Origin of the sequence: Nitratireductor sp. GISD-1A_MAKvit, assembly GCF_040819555.1 — a bacterium.
Taxonomy (GTDB): Bacteria; Pseudomonadota; Alphaproteobacteria; order Rhizobiales; family Rhizobiaceae; genus Nitratireductor.
The window spans coordinates 941,154-960,446 of record NZ_CP161920.1 but is presented as its reverse complement, the minus strand read 5'-3'; the positions used below and the strand labels follow the sequence as shown (position 1 = coordinate 960,446).

Sequence of the window (19,293 nt, the reverse complement as noted above, 5' to 3'; positions counted from 1 at the left end):
ACACTAACCTCCCGTCTGTCCGGCTCGAAAGGACGACCGAATCAGTCGCAGTTGCGTTGCTCAAATAGGCGTGTAGGGCGTCCGATTCAGGTGGATTTCGTCCAAACTCCGACTATTATAGCCGTAGTTGTGGCGCGCTTTTATGTGCCGGTGGGAGGTGATCATGCATGATCACCGCACATCAGACACGAGCCGCGCGCGCATTGCTTGGTTGGACACAGGAGATGCTTGCCGACAGGGCCAGGGTATCGCTCACCGCGCTCAAGCGCATGGAGTCGATCAATGGCCTGCGCGTCTATGAAAGCACCGCCGATCAGGTGCGTCGCGCGCTCGAAGCGCAAGGCATCGTCTTTATCAATTCGGGCCCGCATATTGGAGTGATGGTCGATGTTTCGCAGTTGCATACATACAAATAGGATGGGACGCCGCTTTTGCTCCCCGTCTTCCCCGATAACTATCGTCGCTCTCCGCCGTTTCCCGGTCACTTCGTTGCGCTATGCGTCGGATCGCTTTAGGTGCTGCGTCACACATAGTGGGAGGTAGAATGACCACGTTATCCTTTCTCGACGAGGCGCCGACCGGGGATCTGCTGACCGAATACGACCGGCAGAGCGTAAAGCTCTATGTCCGTCTGCTTGATGCGGAGGAAGACGGGGCATGCTGGGAGGAGGCTGTCGAAGTGCTCTTCGGCATTGATCCGGATGCCGAGCCGGAACGTGCGCGCAAAATCCATGACAGCCATCTGGCGCGCGCACACTGGATGACCGAACATGGCTACAAGATCTTACGGCGAGGCCGGCCGAACTAATTTCCCTCTCTGCCGCCGATGACCGTATTGCCGCCAGTGCAAGGCGGCTTGCGGCTCGCGGTAATTGCTCTGTGGATGACTCGCCGCGATCCTCTGCCCTGATTGGCGTATCTTGTTGAGCGGGAGGAGTGTCATGAAACCCAACACATCACTCTGGCGCGTTGCGTCGACTTACGACTTCGTGGATCACGCAGGGGTCGACGATATCGCCTGGGAATGTCTGAGGCGAAACCGGGACTATCAGAAGGACTATGCCGGTCTCAAAGCGCGTAGTGCGCTCGATCGCCCTGTGCCTGCGGAACTGGAGCGCCGCTGGGGGTTGCGATTTCGCCGCCCGTCCTCGCCTCGCAGCCGCTGACCAGCCGATCTTCTGGAGCGAACACGCCAATACGGGCGTCCTTCGCCTGGCTGCTGCTAGCGGGAGTGGTGAGGAGGACCAGGCAACCCTCCGAACATTTCTCGGCGACGAAATCAAAGCGGCCACCGAGGCTCTGCATATTCTGCGCAGGAGTATTAATCCCGACCAGCACCTCATGATCGATCCGAATTGCAGGCCGGACGATCCTCTGGAAGCGCGCATTTCCATCAGCCGCGATGGGCTTGATCGCCTGGCCGCGCTCGAGCGGCTGCTGCGCCAATTCCTCGGCTACAAGGTTCCAGCCGACAGGCGGATGACCGACCAGCAACGCCGGCGCCTGAAATCCATGTTCCGCGCGGTCGACGCACGCCAGCATAATGCCAGCCAGCGCGAGATCGCCGGTGTCCTCTATGGCGTCGAGCGGGTTACTTCCGAACACTGGAAAACCTCATCCTTGCGCGACGCCGTGAGCGAACTGCTCAAATATGGCGATGCAATGATCGGCGGCGGCTATCTCAAGCTCCTGCGCTTCCGCCGCCGATTATAGCCGCCTGTTCGATCAAGGGTGGGGGAATTTAGCATCCCCTTAATTCCCCCTCCCTCTGCGCGATCGTTCTTCGCCACCGTGACCTGTGTCCGCCGCTTCGAACCAGCGGCTCCACAGCAAACCACGGAGGCACCCATGCGACCCGATCCTGCTCTTTTACCGCCCCGCTTCCTGCGCACGAAAGAAGCGGCAGCCTTTCTCGGCCTGTCCGCACGCACGCTGGAAAAGCATCGAACCTATGGCACCGGCCCATCCTATCGCAAGCTCGGCGGCCGCGTGGTCTACACCATCCATGAGCTGGAAGCCTGGGCCGAAAAAGGCACGGTCACCTCGACCTCGGACCCGCGCGGCAGCGTGCTGCCCGCCAAGCGGCAGGAGCTGACATCTTCTGGTCATTCCGGCCGCTACGCACGCTGAGGTCGGGCCATATGTCGCGTTATCGACCACCAGCCTCCGAACGGGCCCAGCTCGATGCGTTCGTGATCGCAACGGGCGATGCAAGCCCGCGCGATCAACGGGATCTCATGGAACGGCCGTTCTTCTCGCTGGCCAAGGCCAAGAGGATCGTTCCGATCCGCTACGCATCGGGCGATGTCCGAGTCGAGGTGTTCGCAGTTCCCGAACACGGCATGGCGACCATCTGGGACGCCGATGTTCTCATCTGGGCCGCGAGCCAGATCGTCGAAGCCCAGAACCACGGGCTCGTCACGTCCCGCTTCCTGCGTTTCACACCCTACCACCTTCTCACCGCAACCGGCCGCGGCACAGGCATTCGCGCCTACGAACTGCTCAAGGGAGCGCTCGACCGGCTGCAATCGACCTCGATCCGCACCACCATCCGTCACGACAAGCAATGGCGGCGGCATCAGTTCTCCTGGATCAATGAATGGGAAATGCTCACCCGGCACGACGGCCGCGTCGAGGGCATGGAATTCGTCCTGCCAGACTGGTTCTATCGCGGCGTCATCGACCGCACATTGGTGCTGGCGATCGACCCGGCCTATTTCCGGCTGAGCGGCGGGTTGGAACGCTGGCTCTACCGCGTTGCCCGCAAACATGCCGGTCGCCAACCGGAAGGCTGGCACTTCGAGTTTTCCCATCTTCACAGGAAGTCCGGTTCGCTCGCACGACCTTCGGATTTCGCGCTCCACATGCGCCGGCTGATCATGCGCCAGCCGCTGCCGGGCTATCGCTTGGCACGCGAGATCCAGGACGGCCGCGAGCTGCTCCGCATCCAGCCTGTGCGCTTGTGGAAAGCCTGTGGACGAAGTGTGGACGGCATCTGTACTTCGAACGCATCCACTATCTGTACTTCGCACGCAGCAGGCACTGTACTTCGCACGCAGGGACAGCAGTTAAGCCTTTGGCCTGAAAAACGAATTCCGGCCCTTAACTTATATAACCCTCTTGAATCTAACTTTTGTAGAGGCGCGCGCCCTGGGGAAAACCGGCTTCTCGACACCGCTGGCGACGCCTTCGACGGTCGGCTGACCGCGCAAAACATTCGGCTTTTCGCAAAGCGTGAACGGGGGCCGGAAGATGACTGAACGGTCCCGCAACTCGTGGTCTCGCGTTCCTTTAATCGTTGAACGGAATTCCCCGTTAATCGTGGACTCGCTCATCAACGCCTTACCGTCGCGAAGCACCGGCAACGGCCTGCGATTGGCCTGCCAAACGCCGTCGACACGGCACGCGCTGATCATCAAATCGACAGGATCAAAGCCATGAGGCCGCCCGCCGACGTGCGCGCCGCCTACAAGGCCGCGCCCCATCTCACCCATGTGGAGCTCACCTGGCGCCAAGGCCGGATCGAACACTGGCTGCGCTTCGGTCACCCAGTCGCCGAGCAACGGATCGATTATGCCCGCCGTATCGCCAGCTTCGCTCCGGGCCACGTCTTCGCCTTCGTCCGCTGGGCCTCGAACGCCTATGGCACGGTGCTTTCGCGCATCGACATCGTGCGCGTCGTCGAACCCGGGGAAGCCTACCAGACGCTGCCTTTCGTGCGGCGCGGCGGTGACATCCTGCTTCGCCTCGACGGCTGGCCGCAGGTGGAAAAGGTTCTCCAGGCGATCGACGCCATCGAGGCGCTCGGCCTCGATCCGGCTGATGTTGCGCCCGACCACTGGCGCCATGTCCACAACCGCCTGACCGTCGGTCTGGAGCCACAAACCTACACGCTCGGGCAGCACAACGCCTGGCTCAAACGGCGGAGGATTCAGTCATGACGATCCTCGCCGGCGATTGCCGGGAACTTATGCCCGCGTACGGTCCCTTCGACATGATCACCGCCGATCCGCCTTATGGCGACACATCGCTTGCATGGGATCGGCGCGTCGAAGGATGGCTGCCGCTTGCGCGGGCAGCCCTCGGCCGCACCGGATCGCTCTGGGTTTTCGGCTCGCTGCACTGCTTCATGGCCACGGCGGACCGCGTTGCCGATGCAGGTCTTCGCTACGCACAGGAAATCGTCTGGGAGAAGCAGAATGGCTCCGGTTTCCACGCCGACCGCTTCAAGCGCGTGCATGAGTTGGCCGTCCAGTTCTATCGCGCCGAGACGCCATGGCGCGACATTTACAACGATGTGCAGACCACCCCTGATGCGGTCGCCCGCACCGTTCGCCGCAAGCGCCGTCCTCCCCATACCGGCCATATAGACGCTGGCTATTACATCAGCCATGACGGCGGTCCGCGCATCATGCGGTCGGTCATCTACATCCGCAATGCGCACGGCCGCGCCATTCATCCGACCGAGAAACCGACATCGCTCCTCGAAATCCTGATCCGGACAAGCTGCCCTGAAGGCGGCCTTGTTGGCGACTGGTTTGCCGGATCGGGCGCCGCGGGAGAAGCGTGCCGGCTGTCCGGCCGGCACTATATCGGCTGCGAGCTCGATGCCGACATGGCTGCGCTTGCGCGTGCGCGCATCGCTGCCGTCCTGCCACTGCACGGCGGAGGCCCCGCGCGCCGCGAGCCAGCCGGGGGCAAGCCATGACCGCGCGCAAGGCCACACTGGGCGCGATGCTCGCCGGTGCAGCGCTCATCGCGCTGCCGGCATGGACCAGGCATGCGCCATGGCTCATCTGGAACGCATCGGCCAGCGTGCCGATCGGGCTCTACACAGTCACCCCGGCGAAAGAGATCGAGGTCGGCGATCTGGTCGCGGTGCTGCCGCCCGGCGACCTCGCCATCTTCCTCGACACGCGCGGCTACCTGCCGCGCGGTGTGCCGCTCATCAAACGCGTGCTCGCACTTTCCGGCACAAAGGTTTGCCGCCACGCGGCAACGATCATTGCCTACGATCACGCCTATGGCGAAGCGCAGGCGCGTGACCGCTTCGATCGCGACCTGCCTTCCTGGCAAGGCTGCCGCACACTCGCCGAAGGCGAAGTGTTCCTGATGAATTGGGACGCTCCCGACAGCCTCGACGGCCGATATTTCGGGCCATTGCCGCTTTCTTCCATCACCGCCCGCGTCACGCCGGTCTGGACCGACGAGAACGGCGACGGGCGCTTCCGATGGCGGGCGTCAACGCGGTGAGCGCCCCGTCCGTCGGCCGGCGCTCCGCTTGCCGGCCGTCACCCATCACCGCAGCAGAAAGGACCAGACCCATGCCACAGATCGGCGAATTCACCCGCGAGAGTTTCGGCTTTTCCGGCCGCATCCAAACGCTCTTCCTCGACCGGACGATCGCAATTCTTCCAGCCGAGCCATCGGAGGTCGAGAACGCGCCCAACCACCGCGTCTATCTCGGCGGCGACGGTGACGGGCCGGAGATCGGCGCGGCATGGACCCGCACCGGCGAGAAAGCCGGCGAGTATCTCTCCGTGCTGCTCGACGATCCGTCCCTTCAGCATCCGATCCGCGCCAACCTGTTCCAGAATGGCAGCGACGCCGTCTCCTGGTCGCTGCACTGGAACCGGCCCCCCAAAGGTGACGGAAAGGACTGAGCGATGCCACTGCCTTGCATCGGGCATCGTCAGACGCGGGCGTTCGGGCGGCATCACGCCGCCCGGCGAATTGCGTTCCTTCTCCTTTCCGGCCTTTTCCTCGCCGCCACATCGGCGGCGGCCGCGAGAGCACAGAACCCACCATCCGTCCTGCAAACGACATGCGATCCGCTTGCGGCCCATGTGGCGGAAGCCGCTGAGCGCTTCTCCATTCCCGAGCACTGGATTCGCGCCGTCATGCAGACGGAAAGCGCCGGTGATCGCTCCGCCATATCCTCGGCCGGCGCCATGGGCCTGATGCAGGTCATGCCCGACACATGGACGGAACTGCGCTTGCGTTACGGCTTCGGCAGCGACCCGTTTGCGCCGCGCGACAACATCCTCGCGGGCACCGCCTATCTGCGCGAGATGCTCGACCGATACGGCAATATCGGCGCGATGCTCGCTGCCTATAATGCCGGGCCGGCGCGCTACGATGAATATGTTTCGACCGGCCGCGACTTGCCAGCAGAAACCCGTGCCTATATCGCGGCACTCGTCACTCTTCTCGGCGGGGAACCGCTTCCTCATAACCTCGCAAATGCTTCGCCATCGGTCACCGACTGGCGCGAAGCCGGCCTCTTCGCGGTGTCCGCCAGCAGCCCGGAAACTGCGCCCGGCTTGCACGGCGAGCGTCACGCGAGCGGCACACTGGCGGCACCGACATCGCACCACAATCCGCTCGTGCCAGCACAACCGGACGCCCTGTTTCCGGTTCGGACTTCCCAGGGAGCCCGGCCATGAGACGCAGCGTGCAACCTCGCATCGTGGCGCAATGCCGGAAAGGAGGTGCGGCAGGAAGGGCGACGTTAGTGATAGTGCGAATGGTAGGGCAAGTTAAAAGCGCCTGCCACGAACGCCCTAAGCCTCTGACTAAGCTTGGCTTTTACGTGGCAGGCGGGTCGGTCGCGTGCAAAGGGCACGAATTTGGGCAAGGAATTCAAGGGCTCGGCGTGGCAGGAGCCAGCCGGGCTGCGCGAGGTGTCCGGCGATGACCGACAGCGAGCACGAATTCCGCATCCGCCCGGGCAAGCCGCGATCTACCCGCGCGCCGCAGGCCAAAAGCTTCGTCAACCAGGTGCTGCGCGCCGCCCAGAAGGCAGGCCACACCCGTTCTCCAGGCGCATCGCGCTCTTCAGGCCGATTATCCGGTTCAGCGCCATCCACCTTCGGCCGCGGTCATAGCAAGTTCGGCCGTTCACGCCTCTTCGCATCCAATCGCCGCGTCATCGCCAAGGCCCGCATCGCCCGCCACAAAGGCCGCGCCTTCCGTGCAGCGCCGATGGCGGCGCATCTCGCCTATCTCAAGCGCGAGGGCGTCAGCCGGGACGGCGAGCGCGGGATCATGTTCGACGCCGAGACCGATCGCGCCGACGATCTCGGTTTTGCCCGGCGCTGCGAAGAGGACCGGCATCACTTCCGCTTCATTGTCTCGCCCGAAGACGCCGCCGACATGGACGACCTCAAGGGCTTCACCCGCGATTTGGTCAAGCAGATGGAGGCCGATCTCGGCACAAAGCTCGACTGGGTGGCCGTTGATCACTGGAACACCGACAATCCCCATGTTCACCTCCTGGTGCGCGGGGTCGACGAAACGGGAGCCGACCTGGTTATCTCCCGCGACTACATCAGCCGAGGCCTTGCCTCCCGCGCCCGCGATCTGGTCGATCTCGAGCTCGGCCCCAAGCCCGAACACGAGATCCGCAACGCACTTGAGCGCGAGGTTACCGCCGAGCGCTGGACCCGACTTGATCGTGAGATCACCCGGCAAGCCAACGAACTGGGCTACATCGATCTGCGGCCCGAGGTGAAAGGCCCCGACGATCCCGAAATCCGCAGGCTGATGATCGCGCGGCTGCGCCATCTCGAACAGGCCGGCCTCGCGACCGACGCGGGCATCAACGAATGGTTTGTCGAGCCGGGAGCCGAACGCACATTGCGCGATCTGGGCATCCGCGGCGACATCATCAAGACCATGCATCGCGCTTTTGCCGAACGTGGCTCCGAGCGCGGCGCCGCGGACTTCGTGATCGATGCAGCGCGCGAGGGCCCGCCGATTATCGGACGGCTCATCGACAAGGGGCTCCATGACGAGTTGACCGGCGAAGCCTATGCCGTGATCGACGGCACCGACGGCCGTGCCCATCATGTTCGCCTGCGCGGCATGGAGGCGTTCGCACATGCGCCCGACGTTGGCGGCATCGTCGAAGTCCGGCGCTTCGGCGGGCCGGACGATCCGCGTCCAACCCTGATCCTCGCCAACCGTTCGCATCTCGATCTGAACGAGCAGATCACCGCACCCGGCGCGACGTGGCTCGATCACCGGTTGGTCGAGCGTGAACCCATGCCGCTCGCCACCGGCGGTTTCGGAAAGGAGGTTCGCGAGGCCATGGACGCCCGTGCCGAGCACCTCGCTGACGAAGGCCTTGCCAGGCGTGACGGGCAGCGGATTGTCCTGCAGCGAAATCTGCTGAGCACCCTCCGCCGCCGCGAACTCGATGCCGTCGGTGCTGAACTTTCGGCCGAGACCGGAATGCCGCATGTGACGGCGCAGGCCGGCGAATACGTATCCGGCACCTACAGCCGCCAGATCACGCTCACCTCAGGGCGCTTCGCCATGATCGAGGGACGCGGTCCTGATGGCGGGCGCGGCTTCCAACTCGTGCCCTGGTCACGCGAGATCGACGACAAACTCGGCCAGCACATCTCCGGGGTCGCGAAATCCGGCAGCGGCATCGAATGGTCGCTGGGACGCAAACGCGATCTCGGCCTTTGACGAAAGGAATCTCTCATGTCCGGCACGAAAATCCTCTGGGGCCAGATTTCCATCGTCTTCCTGATCGTGCTCATCTCGGTCTGGTCAGGCACGCAATGGGTCGCCTGGCGGCTCGGCTTCCAGCCTCAGCTCGGCCCGGCCTGGTTCGAGGTGATGGGCTGGCCGGTCTATTATCCACCGGCGATCTTCTGGTGGTGGTATTTTTACGACGCCTATGCCCCGCGCATCTTCGCCGAGGGCGGCATCATCGCGGCGTCGGGCGGGTTCCTTGCAATCGGCATCGCCATCACCATGTCGGTGATGCGCGCCCGCGAGGCGGCCGATATCGATACCTATGGTTCGGCGCGATGGGCAGAGCGGCCCGAGATCGAGAAGGCCGGGCTGCTCGGCCCCGACGGCGTTGTGCTCGGAAAGCTCGATCGGGATTATCTGCGCCATGACGGGCCGGAGCATGTGCTGTGCTTTGCGCCGACACGATCGGGCAAGGGCGTCGGCCTCGTAGTGCCCTCGTTGCTGACCTGGCCCGGCTCGGCCATCGTCCACGACATCAAGGGTGAGAACTGGGAGCTCACGGCGGGCTTCCGAGGAAAGCACGGTCGCGTGCTCCTGTTTGATCCGACCAATGCGGCATCTGCCGCCTATAATCCGCTGCTCGAGGTGCGGCGCGGCGAATGGGAGGTTCGCGACGTCCAGAACATCGCCGATGTGTTGGTCGATCCCGAAGGGTCACTCGAAAGGCGCAACCACTGGGAAAAGACCAGCCATTCGCTCCTGGTCGGCGCCATCCTCCACGTCCTCTATGCGGAGAAGGACAAGACGCTTGCCGGTGTCGCGGCTTTTCTCTCCGATCCCCGTCGCACGATCGAAGCCACGCTCGATGGTATGATGGCCACCAGGCATCTGGGCGAAGCTGGCCCGCATCCCGTGGTCGCCTCGACCGCCCGCGAGCTCCTGAACAAATCCGACAATGAGCGTTCCGGTGTGCTCTCGACCGCCATGAGCTTTCTCGGCCTCTATCGCGATCCTGTCGTTGCGGCCGTCACCGCGCGCTGCGACTGGAGCATCGAAGACCTGATTGCCGACGCAAAGCCTTCCACACTCTATCTCGTGGTGCCGCCATCCGACATCTCCCGCACCAAGCCGCTCATCCGCCTGGTGCTCAACCAGATCGGCCGCCGCCTAACCGAGGATCTCCATACGAAAAAGCGCAAACATCGCGTCCTGATGCTGCTCGACGAGTTTCCGGCGCTCGGCCGGCTCGACTTCTTCGAGAGCGCGCTGGCTTTCATGGCCGGCTACGGTATCAAGAGCTTTCTGATCGCCCAGTCGCTCAACCAGATCGAAAAGGCCTACGGCCAGAACAACGCCATCCTCGACAACTGCCATGTGCGTGTCAGCTTTGCCACCAATGACGAGCGCACGGCAAAGCGCGTTTCCGATGCGCTCGGCACAGCAACCGAGATGAAGGCGATGCAAAACTATGCCGGCAGCCGGCTTGCGCCCTGGCTGGGGCACATCATGGTCTCGCGCTCCGAGACCGCCCGCCAGCTCCTTACGCCCGGCGAGATCATGCAGCTTCCGCCCGATGACGAGATCGTCATGGTCGCCGGCACGCCGCCGATCCGCGCGAAGAAGGCGCGGTATTTTGAAGATCAGCGTCTCAGTGAACGCATTCTGCCACCGCCAGATCCCGCAAAACTCGTCGTCACCGCGCGGCCGGATGGCTGGTCGGTGCTCAAGCCGGTCAAACCGGACGAAACACTGATCGCTGCCGCCGAAGAGGCCAGGAAGAAGAAGGAAGACAAGGCCAATTCCAGCCTGCGCCGTGAGCCCGAACTCCCCGACCATGTCGAGATCGTCCACGAGAAGACCGAACCCGCTCCCGAAAACGAGTTCAGAATCATGCTCGACGATGATCAGGAGGACAACGCCCGCCAGCGACAGGCGATCCGCCGCCAGATGGGCCGTATCGCCCGGCAGACTTCACTCAATCCCGATGACGGTATCGAACTGTAAGGAATATGGCCATGCGCGATCGTCTCAACGCCTCCCTGCCAGTTGCCCTGATCGATCAGGTCGCCGAACTTGCCGCGCGCAAGAAAATAACGCGCTCTTCAATTGTCGAGGCGGCGCTCGAATCCTTTTTCTCGCCCGACAATGCCCAGATGCAGGAGGCAGCACTTGCCAGACGCCTCGACCGGCTTTCCCGACAGGTCGCCCGGATTGAGAGGGATCTTGGCATCTCGGCCGAAACGCTTGCGCTGTTCGTGCGCTTCTGGCTCACAGTCACACCGCCCATAGCGCCCGATGCCTATTCTGCAGCACAAGCCAAGGGTCGAGTGCGGTTCGAAGGATTCGTCGACACGCTCGGCAAGCATCTGCAGTCCGGCCGAAGCTTCTTGAAGGAGATACCGGAGGATGCTGCTGCAAGTTCAGCGGATCGCGTAGACAACTAGATTCACCTGTTTCGGGTGCCGGCACATCGTAAATGCTTTGATGTATATTCGGAAGGTGTCCACGCCCCATTTCGCAAAAGTGTTCCAATCAGGCAGTTCGCAGGCTGTGCCGCACCCTAGGCTCAGGACCCATTGATTTGAATTGACGGCTGTGATTCAGCAGGGCGCATAGGAGCCCGACTGATGAGTAATTTGTTTTGGCTGACGGACGAGCAAATGGCTCGTCTCCGGCCGTATTTCCCCAAGAGCCATGGCCGTCAGCGTGTTGATGATCGCCGCATTCTGAGCGGGATCATCTTCGTCAACCGCAATGGGCTCAGGTGGTGTGATGCGCCGAAGGAATACGGCCCCGCAAAGACGCTTTACAACCGCTGGAAACGCTGGGGTGACAAGGGCATCTTTCTCCAGATGATGGAAGGCCTGGCTGTGCCTGATACTGCGGAGCGCAAGACGATCATGATCGACGCGACCTATCTCAAGGCCCACCGCACGGCTTCCAGCCTGCGGGTAAAAAAGGGGGCGCAGGTCGCCTGATTGGGCGCACGAAAGGCGGCATGAACACCAAGCTTCATGCCGTAACGGATACGAATGGTCGCCCGATCAGTTTCTTTATAACGGCGGGACAGGTCAGCGATTACACCGGTGCTGCCGCCTTGCTTGATGAACTTCCCAAGGCCAAATGGCTGCTGGCCGACCGTGGATACGATGCCGACTGGTTTCGTGACGCTTTACAAGCGAAGGGGATCACTCCCTGCATTCCGGGTAGGAAATCCCGAAACAAGACCGTCAAATACGACAAGCGCCGCTACAAACGGCGCAACCGGATCGAGATCATGTTCGGGCGTCTCAAGGACTGGCGGCGTGTTGCTACCCGCTACGACAGGTGCCCAATGGCTTTCTTCTCAGCCATCGCTCTCGCCGCAACCGTCATCTTCTGGCTCTGATCAACGAGTCCTGACCCTAGACTTCATCGCCGACAAGGCACGCACATTTCCCGGTTTCCGGCTAGAAATGGGCTCGACGGCCACCGGGCTGGTCGAACGGGATGGCGCCGTTCGCGGCCTCACGGTCCGGGCCGCCAACATCCTTGCCGGCCCGCTCCGTGAGGGCACGTTGACGGACGCGCACCTGCACGCCGTCCAGAAGCGCAGGAGCTTTCCGACTAAAGCGACCCAGAAGCTGCAGCTCATGATGCGGCGACGGCGCAAGCCGGATGGCGGGCAACCATCTTCCGGCCCGCCGGCCTTCATGCGATTCATCGCGCGCTCGCGGCTCCTGCCGCATCTTACAGGCCGTCTGATCGGTATGGGCTTTCGGCCCGAAACCATCCGCGAATGAGCGACGGGCTGAGCATAAGGACTATCAGGCAGCTTGCTTTGCGGGCTCGTCCGAACGCCCCAACCGCCGCGCTGACGACCTATCCTGGACTAGTCACCAGTCATGGCAGGTGCGGCAATGATACTGAATTGATTACGTGTGTCATGAAGCGCCGCAACAAGGGCTTGCGTTTGGGCAGACTTCAGTCGCTCCTTTGCTGTGAGGACCAGGGCCTTGAATGCAATCCTGGGATGGAATGGGCGAGCGACTAGGCCACGCTCTTCGAATTTGCTGGCCCTGAACGTTATGGAATTGGCGATTCCAACACCAACGCCTTCGAGCGCCAGATTGCAGACCACCTCGGAATACTGCGTCTCGACAACGGTGCGCGCCTGCATGCCGGCTTCTTCGAATATACGCTCGATCCGCCTGCGAACGGTATCATCGGGTGAAAGGGCTATGAACGGCTCTCCGGCGAGGTCACTGGGCGAAACTGTTTCGCGGCTGGACAAGCGATGGCCTGCCGGCATGACGCACACGGCGGGTGCGGACATGAAGGATTGCGTGGAGACGCGCGACACGTCGATTTCGTCGGCAGCCAGCCCGACATCCGCCTGACCGGAGGCGACCATGTCGCGCACAGCGTTCGAACCTGCGATAAGGAGGGTCACATGTCCCGACCGGTCCCTGGTTCGATATCGCTGGATCGCCTTGGGTGCGAAGGACAGACCGAGCGCGGGATAGCATGCCAGCCGAAGCCCCCCGGTGCCGAATTCACGTATCATCGCGGCGCGGGCGCGCAGCTGGTCCAAGCCAACAAAGGCGCGCTGCACCTCCTCGTGCAGGCTCAACGCCTCAGGCGTCGGCACGAGACGTCCGCCAACCTGTCGGAACAACGTCAGCCTCGTGGATCTCGCGAGGCGGCCAATCGCCCGGCTGACCGCCGGCTGGCTGATACCCAGGAAGTCGGCAGCCCGATTTGTGCTGCCCATCCGCATGACGGCATCGAAGGCCTCAAGCTCTCCAAGATGCATGATAACACCAACGCATAATGTACACCTAGCGGCAGCATTATCGCACATAGGTGCACTGGGCTACACCTCTATTGAGGAGATTGGCCTTGAAGACAGAAACCAGATTGCTGCGTGCCGAACCTGCGAGCGACGAGGGCTTCGCCAGCCTTGCCGTTCCGGTGACGCGGGCTTCGACCATCATCTTTCCCTCGTCCGATGCCTTCGAGCGACGCTACGAGCATTTCTACGACGGCTACACCTATGGTCTCTACGGCACGCCGACCAGCCGCACATTGGAGGCGCGCATTTCCGAACTGTACGCTGCGGACCATTGCCTGTGCCTGCCATCAGGGCAGTCCGCGACGGTGCTTGCCCTCAGTGCGTTCCTGAAAGCCGGAGACCGCGTGCTGGTGACGACTTCTGCTTACGGATCGACGCGCACATTCTGCACGGAAATGCTTGCGGCCTTCGGCGTCGAGGTCGTGCTCTACGACCCGGGGATCGCGTCCGGTATCGGTGCATTTCTCGACGATCGTACCCGAATGGTTGTGGTCGAGTCCCCCGGCTCGAACACGATGGAGATCCAGGACATTCCCGCCATCGCCCATGCGGCACACGCATCGGGGGTGCGTGTGCTTGCCGACAACACCTGGGCATCGGCGCTGTGCTGCAATCCCCTTGATCTTGGTGCTGATATCGTCATGGAGGCGCTGTCCAAGCACGCTGGCGGTCATGCGGACGTGCTCCTCGGCGCTCTTGTGACTCGCGACGAAGCCCTCTTCCGTCGAATGAAGGACGTCAGTCGCCTCATGGGGCTGGGCGTATCTGCCGACGATGCGAGCCTGGCGTTGCGCGGCCTTCAGACGATGCCTCTCCGCATCGAGCGGGAGGGCGCCTCGGCGCTGACCCTGGCGCATTGGCTCATCGCGCGTCCAGAGATCGCACGGGTCCTGCATCCTGCTCTGCCGGGCGATCCTGGGCATCATCTCTGGAAGCGAGATTTCCGCGGAGCGAGCGGCCTCTTCTCCATCGAACTGGCACCCCCCTATCAAGAATTCACATCCACATTCGTGGACGCACTGCGGGTTTTCCGAATTGGCGCGAGCTGGGGTAGCACCCAAAGCATCGTTACACCGCAAAGCCCATTCAGATCGAACGGCGCAGCTGGTTCCGCGTCGCCAAAACTTATCCGGTTCTCGGTCGGGCTCGAGCCCGTCGAGGATCTGAAGGCAGACATTGAGGCGGCGCTGGCAACCTTATCCTCCGTCACTATGCGCGGCGCATGCAAACAAGCCGCTGATCAACGGGAACTACAGAAAGAGGAGAGATGAGATGAAACGTGCAGTTCAGTTTGCCGTCGCCGCGGCAATGGTCGTGATCGGGGCCGGGTCGGCGAACGCGCAATCCATCACGGATAAGGTCCGTGAACGCGGTTATGTAAGCTGCGGCGCCAGTCAGGGGGTGCCTGGGCTTTCCCGTCCCGACGACAAGGGGATGTGGACAGGGTTCGACGTCGACAGCTGTCGCGCCGTCGCAGCTGCCTTTTTCGGCGACAGCCAAAAGGCCCAGTTCGTGCCGCTGAATGCCGCCCAGCGGATACCGGCCGTCCAGACCGGCGAAGTCGACGTGCTGGCTCGCACCACGACCTGGACATATACCCGCGACGTGGCAGTCCGTTTCGTAGCCATCAACCTGGTGGACGGTGACGCGATCATGCTGCGCAAGTCGTTGAACGTAGAGGCCGCAGCCGATCTCGACGGGCTGACCATCTGCCTTCAGGGCGGCGGCAGCCTCGTGGAAAATGCGCTCGACCTGATCGAGCAGCAAAATCAAGTAAAGGTCGAACGGGTCTACTTCGACTCGACGATCCTTGCGCGCGACGCCTATTTCGGCGGGCGGTGTGACGGTTACATGAGCGACGGTTTCGCGATTGCCGGCCAGAGGGCAGCGGTCGCGGGCAATCCCGACGAGCATGCGATCTTCCAGAGCGGAGCGACGACGGAACCGCTTGCTCTGGCTATACCTCGCGGCGACGACCGCTGGTTCGACATCGTCCGCTACGCTTTTAATGCCATGGTGTGGGCGGAAGATCGCGGTATCACATCCAAGAACGTCGATGAAATCGCCACTAGTGCAACGGACGGCGAAACCCGCAAGGCTCTTGGCGTGGATCCGGGTATCGGCGAACCTCTGAAGCTCGACGACAAATGGATCTACAACGTGATCAAGCAAGTCGGCAACTACGGCGAGGTGTTCGCGCGCAATCTCGGCGAGGAGAGCCCGCTGAAGGCCGAACGCCGCCTCAACGCGCTTCCGCGGGACGGCGGAATACTGTTCCCCATTCCGTTCAAGTAGCCGTGGACGGCCGTCCGGCGAGGGCCGGGCGGCCACAGTGCAAGGAGGCAGAGATGCTGCAGGATGCTCGAATTCGGGCGATTATGGTTCAGGCCGCTCTTCTGGCGGGCGTCGCCGCTCTCGGGTTCGTGCTTCTCACAGCCACGGCGCGAAACCTTGAACTTCGCGGAATTCCTCTCGGTTTCGGGTTTCTCTGGCGACCGGCAAACTTCCAGATCGCCGAAACGATCTTGCCCTATTCGTCTTCCGATCCGAACTGGTGGGCCGCGGTCGTCGGCCTGTCAAACAGCCTGTTCATCTCCGTCCTTGTCATACTGCTGGCCAGCGTGATCGGCCTGTTCATCGGCATCGGCCGCCTCAGCAGCAACCCGCTGGTGAGCGGTCTGTGCCGTGTCTGGGTGGAGGTGGCCCGAAACACGCCGCTGGTCGTCCTGCTAATCTTCAACTACGCGCTTTGGTGGGAAGTCCTCCCGCTCGCCACCGAGGCATGGACGCTGGCGCCGGGCACGCACATCTCGGTGCGAGGCCTCTCGATGCCGGCTCTCACCTGGTCAGCTTCGGCGCTTGCGCCACTGGCATTCCTCGGCGCCAGTGCCTTCATTCTCTTGGGAGCGTCTTACGCAGCTCGGCGGCGCCACATGAAAACTGGCCGGCGTCCCGCCTACGTCAGCATGGCGTGGCTGTTCGTTGCGGTTGGCGCCAGCATCTTTCTGTTCGCCTATCGCGACGCCGCATCTCTGGACATCCCGGAATTCCGCCGAGCCAACTTTGCGGGCGGCTGGTCGCTGACGCCGGAACTGACCACAATCCTGATCGGCCTCACTTTCTACACCGCAGGCTTTATCGGCGAGATCGTGCGAGGCGGAATTCTGGCTGTTCGCAAGGGGCAGTGGGAGGCGGCGACCGCGCTGGGGTTGTCGCGAGGCCAGACCTACCGGCTCGTGGTCTTGCCGCTGGCGTTGCGAAGCATCGTTCCGCCGCTGAACAGCCAGTACATCAACGTGGTCAAGAACTCCACTCTGGCAATCGTCGTCGGCTACCAGGATTTCATGACGGTCGTCAGCACCATGATCAACAAGACCAGCCATGCGATCGAAGGCGTGGCAATCATCCTCGGGGTCTTTCTAGCCGTGAACCTGGCATTGTCCGCGCTGCTCAACGCCTACAATCGCCGCATTGCCATCGTGGAGCGCTGAGACATGGCCGATACCGCGTCCAATACGATCCCACGTGCCGTCGGGCCTGACATGCGCTCACTGCTACGTCGTCTCGCGCCATTCTTCGGCACGCCGCTCAATGCCGCCCTGACAGTCGTCCTCCTTTGGCTGATGGCCTGGTTCGGGTGGCTGCTGCTGGACTGGGCAGTCCTCGAGGCCGCCATATTCCCTCCCGAACCGGAAACGTGCGCGGGCACGACCGGAGCCTGCTGGAGCTTCGTGATCGCCAAGTCCGGCCAGATCCTCTTCGGCATCTATCCGCCGACGGAAAGATGGCGCGCCGGGGTGGTATGCGTCCTTATCATCACGACGCTCGTCGCATCGGCACGCCCTTCCGCATGGCGGCCCAGCTTGGGACTCGTCTGGGTCGGCATGATGGTGATCGTCCTTTGGCTGATGGGTGGCGGCTTCGGGCTGGCCAGTGTGCCCACTAGCTCGTGGGGCGGGCTGCCAGTGACGCTGATCCTCACCGTCTTTGCCATAGGGCTCGGCTTTCCGGCCGCCATCCTGCTCGCATTGGGACGCCGGTCGGCTCTTCCGGTCGTTCGCACCCTGAGCGTGCTCTTCATCGAGACGATCCGCGGGCTGCCGCTGCTCAGCCTGCTCCTCGTAGCATCTATCCTGCTGCCCCTGTTCCTGCCGGACTCACTGCTCCCGGACAAGTTTGTGCGCGCTCTGATCGCACTCACCATCTTTGCCGCCGCCTATCTGGCCGAGGTCCTGCGCGGCGGCCTGCAGTTAATCCCGGGCGGCCAGTCGGAAGCGGCCCAGGCCCTCGGCTTAGGCTACTGGAAGACGCAAAGACTGATCATCTTGCCGCAGGCGATCCGGATCGTCATACCGGCGCTGACCAACACGATCATCGTCATGATCAAGAACACAAGCCTCGTGCTGGTGGTCGGCCTGTTCGACCTGATCAGCTCAGGCAAGGCGGCACTCTCCGACCCGGCATGGCCGGCGCCCTCTACCGAAACCTTTCTCTTTATCGGCCTGATCTACTTCGCGCTCGCCTTTTCGTTCGCGCGGTTTGCAGATTTCCTTGAACGCAGCGGTGCGGAGAAGCGTGGATGAAACATGTTGAGAGCCAGAAGGATCGCGGTGCGGCGATCAGGATCGAAAATCTCGGCAAGTCCTTCGGCGACTTCCAGGCGCTCCGGAATGTGACGCTCACGGTTGCCCAAGGGGAAAGAATCGTCATCTGCGGCCCGTCGGGTTCAGGCAAATCCACGCTCATACGAACGATAAACCGGCTGGAACAGCACCAGACCGGACGGATCGTGGTGGAAGGCACCGAGCTGACGAACGACCTCAAGGGGATCGAGAAGATCCGCTCGGAGGTCGGCATGGTGTTCCAGCATTTCAACCTCTTTCCTCACCTGACGATCCTCGAGAATTGCACGCTTGCACCCGTCTGGGTGCGGAAGCTGCCGCGGGAGGAAGCTGAGGAGACCGCCATGCATTTCCTGCGCAAGGTCCGCATACCCGAACAGGCAGGCAAATATCCGGGCCAGCTTTCGGGCGGCCAGCAGCAACGCGTCGCCATCGCGCGGGCCTTGTGCATGAAGCCGCGGATCATGCTGTTCGACGAGCCGACTTCCGCGCTCGATCCCGAGATGATCAAGGAAGTGCTCGACACCATGATCGAGCTGGCGAACGAGGGCATGACAATGGTGTGCGTGACGCATGAGATGGGCTTCGCGCAGGCAGTCGCCAATCGTGTCGTGTTCATGGACGGCGGCCAGATCGTGGAGGAGAACGTGCCTGCCGCCTTCTTCTCAGCACCCCTGAACGAACGGACGAAGCTGTTTCTCAGCCAGATACTTGGGCATTGACCACAGTTCGCGAATTCAGGATCGGTGTGACGATCAGCACCGTGGCACCGCTCCGGGATGGCCCCACATCAGAGCAAACCCATCGCAATCAGCGCGAGCACGATGTAGCGTCCGGCCTTCGCAATAGTCACGAGCAGCAGGAAGCTCCAGAACGGCTCCCGCAGCACGCCGGCTGCGACGGTAAGCGCGTCACCGCCGATCGGCGCCCAGGAGAGCAGTAGGCTCCAGCGGCCCCATCGCCGATACCAGCCCGTTGCACGGGCGAGGGCCTGTTCACTGACGGGGAACCAACGCCGGTGACGATATTGCTCGACCAAGCGGCCGAGCAGCCAGTTGGTGACCGAGCCCAGCACGTTGCCGACCGTCGCGACAATCACCAGCAGAACCGGCGATTGCTTGCCAAGAATGAGCAGCCCGAGAAGGGCGGCTTCAGATTGGGCAGGGAGTACAGTGGCCGCGACAAAGGCGACGGCGAACAGCCCGACTAGCGGAAGCAGGTCTTCCACGCAGCCGGTCACCGCTTGCGCGGCCACGCCGCGTGCGTGTCGTCGATCACATAGGCATGGGCATGACGATCCCGGTACCTAGGCTCAGGACCCATTGATTTGAATTGACGGCTGTGATT

General features: G+C 62.6%; 23 protein-coding genes. 21 read left to right on the top strand and 2 right to left on the bottom strand.

What is annotated here, in order from left to right; genetic code table 11:
* The first annotated feature begins 167 nt into the window (after window positions 1-167).
* The 16 genes from AB2N04_RS05915 to AB2N04_RS05840 all read left to right on the top strand — a co-directional run bounded on the left by AB2N04_RS05915 (window position 168) and on the right by AB2N04_RS05840 (window position 12,272).
* Window positions 168-416 carry a helix-turn-helix transcriptional regulator gene (locus tag AB2N04_RS05915; RefSeq protein ID WP_036589110.1) on the top strand — a complete coding sequence of 83 codons (249 nt, stop codon included), beginning with the start codon at window positions 168-170 and terminating at the stop codon, window positions 414-416.
* Between the two features lie 128 nt (window positions 417-544).
* Entirely contained in the window at window positions 545-808 is a 264-nt protein-coding gene (locus AB2N04_RS05910; protein WP_367717642.1) for a DUF2285 domain-containing protein, read from the top strand.
* Window positions 809-941: 133 nt separating this feature from the next.
* Window positions 942-1,166 (top strand): DUF6499 domain-containing protein, encoded by a 225-nt coding sequence (locus tag AB2N04_RS05905; RefSeq protein WP_080692129.1) that lies wholly within the window; start codon window positions 942-944, stop codon window positions 1,164-1,166.
* On the top strand, window positions 1,081-1,713 hold the full coding sequence (locus AB2N04_RS05900; RefSeq protein WP_367717640.1) for a DUF2285 domain-containing protein: 633 nt from the start codon (window positions 1,081-1,083) through the stop codon (window positions 1,711-1,713). The genes AB2N04_RS05905 and AB2N04_RS05900 overlap by 86 nt, the downstream gene beginning before the upstream one ends.
* A 135-nt stretch (window positions 1,714-1,848) precedes the next feature.
* Complete coding sequence (locus tag AB2N04_RS05895; RefSeq protein ID WP_036589108.1) at window positions 1,849-2,130, top strand: AlpA family transcriptional regulator; 282 nt, start codon at window positions 1,849-1,851, stop codon at window positions 2,128-2,130.
* A gap of 11 nt (window positions 2,131-2,141) precedes the next feature.
* Window positions 2,142-3,260 (top strand): replication initiator protein A, encoded by a 1,119-nt coding sequence (locus AB2N04_RS05890; RefSeq protein WP_367717637.1) that lies wholly within the window; start codon window positions 2,142-2,144, stop codon window positions 3,258-3,260.
* Between the two features lie 177 nt (window positions 3,261-3,437).
* Window positions 3,438-3,941: a DUF2840 domain-containing protein gene (locus AB2N04_RS05885; RefSeq protein WP_367717636.1), complete on the top strand. Its 504-nt coding sequence runs from the start codon at window positions 3,438-3,440 to the stop codon at window positions 3,939-3,941.
* Window positions 3,938-4,708, top strand: a complete 771-nt coding sequence (locus AB2N04_RS05880) for a site-specific DNA-methyltransferase (protein ID WP_367717634.1) — start codon at window positions 3,938-3,940, stop codon at window positions 4,706-4,708. The genes AB2N04_RS05885 and AB2N04_RS05880 overlap by 4 nt, the downstream gene beginning before the upstream one ends.
* A complete protein-coding gene (locus tag AB2N04_RS05875) occupies window positions 4,705-5,253 on the top strand; it encodes a S26 family signal peptidase (RefSeq protein ID WP_036589100.1) in 549 nt (182 codons plus the stop codon). The genes AB2N04_RS05880 and AB2N04_RS05875 overlap by 4 nt, the downstream gene beginning before the upstream one ends.
* 71 nt (window positions 5,254-5,324) lie before the next feature.
* Window positions 5,325-5,663: a DUF736 domain-containing protein gene (locus AB2N04_RS05870; RefSeq protein WP_036589098.1), complete on the top strand. Its 339-nt coding sequence runs from the start codon at window positions 5,325-5,327 to the stop codon at window positions 5,661-5,663.
* Window positions 5,664-5,666: 3 nt separating this feature from the next.
* A complete protein-coding gene (locus AB2N04_RS05865; RefSeq protein WP_051517905.1) occupies window positions 5,667-6,446 on the top strand; it encodes a lytic transglycosylase domain-containing protein in 780 nt (259 codons plus the stop codon).
* A 247-nt stretch (window positions 6,447-6,693) separates the two neighbouring features.
* A complete protein-coding gene (locus AB2N04_RS05860) occupies window positions 6,694-8,478 on the top strand; it encodes a relaxase/mobilization nuclease domain-containing protein (RefSeq protein WP_367717632.1) in 1,785 nt (594 codons plus the stop codon).
* Between the two features lie 15 nt (window positions 8,479-8,493).
* The gene (locus AB2N04_RS05855; RefSeq protein WP_367717631.1) at window positions 8,494-10,494 is read left to right on the top strand and encodes a conjugal transfer protein TraG; all 2,001 of its coding nucleotides are present in this window, start codon (window positions 8,494-8,496) and stop codon (window positions 10,492-10,494) included.
* 11 nt (window positions 10,495-10,505) lie between these two features.
* The gene (locus tag AB2N04_RS05850; RefSeq protein ID WP_036589091.1) at window positions 10,506-10,934 is read left to right on the top strand and encodes a ribbon-helix-helix protein, CopG family; all 429 of its coding nucleotides are present in this window, start codon (window positions 10,506-10,508) and stop codon (window positions 10,932-10,934) included.
* Window positions 10,935-11,117: 183 nt separating this feature from the next.
* Window positions 11,118-11,878 (top strand): IS5 family transposase gene (locus AB2N04_RS05845; protein ID WP_367717616.1). Its coding sequence is split into 2 segments (ribosomal slippage): window positions 11,118-11,442 and window positions 11,442-11,878, totalling 762 coding nucleotides; the frame shifts between segments, so codons are not numbered across the junction.
* A 67-nt stretch (window positions 11,879-11,945) separates the two neighbouring features.
* Window positions 11,946-12,272 (top strand): hypothetical protein, encoded by a 327-nt coding sequence (locus AB2N04_RS05840; RefSeq protein WP_367717629.1) that lies wholly within the window; start codon window positions 11,946-11,948, stop codon window positions 12,270-12,272.
* An 89-nt stretch (window positions 12,273-12,361) separates the two neighbouring features.
* On the opposite strand, the gene AB2N04_RS05835 is transcribed toward AB2N04_RS05840, so the two are convergent.
* On the bottom strand, window positions 12,362-13,285 hold the full coding sequence (locus tag AB2N04_RS05835) for a LysR substrate-binding domain-containing protein (protein WP_367717627.1): 924 nt from the start codon (window positions 13,283-13,285) through the stop codon (window positions 12,362-12,364).
* An 86-nt stretch (window positions 13,286-13,371) separates the two neighbouring features.
* On the opposite strand from AB2N04_RS05835, the gene metC reads away from it, so the two are divergent.
* Genes metC through AB2N04_RS05810 form a run of 5 tightly spaced genes read left to right on the top strand, consistent with a single transcriptional unit; the run spans window position 13,372 to window position 18,668 of the window.
* The gene (metC, locus tag AB2N04_RS05830) at window positions 13,372-14,595 is read left to right on the top strand and encodes a cystathionine beta-lyase (RefSeq protein WP_367717625.1); all 1,224 of its coding nucleotides are present in this window, start codon (window positions 13,372-13,374) and stop codon (window positions 14,593-14,595) included.
* Between the two features lies 1 nt (window position 14,596).
* Window positions 14,597-15,619 (top strand): transporter substrate-binding domain-containing protein, encoded by a 1,023-nt coding sequence (locus AB2N04_RS05825; protein ID WP_367717624.1) that lies wholly within the window; start codon window positions 14,597-14,599, stop codon window positions 15,617-15,619.
* Window positions 15,620-15,672: 53 nt separating this feature from the next.
* On the top strand, window positions 15,673-16,815 hold the full coding sequence (locus AB2N04_RS05820) for an amino acid ABC transporter permease (protein ID WP_367717622.1): 1,143 nt from the start codon (window positions 15,673-15,675) through the stop codon (window positions 16,813-16,815).
* A 3-nt stretch (window positions 16,816-16,818) separates the two neighbouring features.
* Window positions 16,819-17,907, top strand: coding sequence for an ABC transporter permease subunit (locus AB2N04_RS05815; protein WP_367717620.1), 1,089 nt, complete (start codon window positions 16,819-16,821; stop codon window positions 17,905-17,907).
* Window positions 17,904-18,668: an amino acid ABC transporter ATP-binding protein gene (locus AB2N04_RS05810; protein WP_367717619.1), complete on the top strand. Its 765-nt coding sequence runs from the start codon at window positions 17,904-17,906 to the stop codon at window positions 18,666-18,668. The genes AB2N04_RS05815 and AB2N04_RS05810 overlap by 4 nt, the downstream gene beginning before the upstream one ends.
* Window positions 18,669-18,736: 68 nt before the next feature.
* On the opposite strand, the gene AB2N04_RS05805 is transcribed toward AB2N04_RS05810, so the two are convergent.
* Entirely contained in the window at window positions 18,737-19,201 is a 465-nt protein-coding gene (locus AB2N04_RS05805; RefSeq protein ID WP_367717617.1) for a YqaA family protein, read from the bottom strand.
* Between the last annotated feature and the right edge of the window lie 92 nt (window positions 19,202-19,293).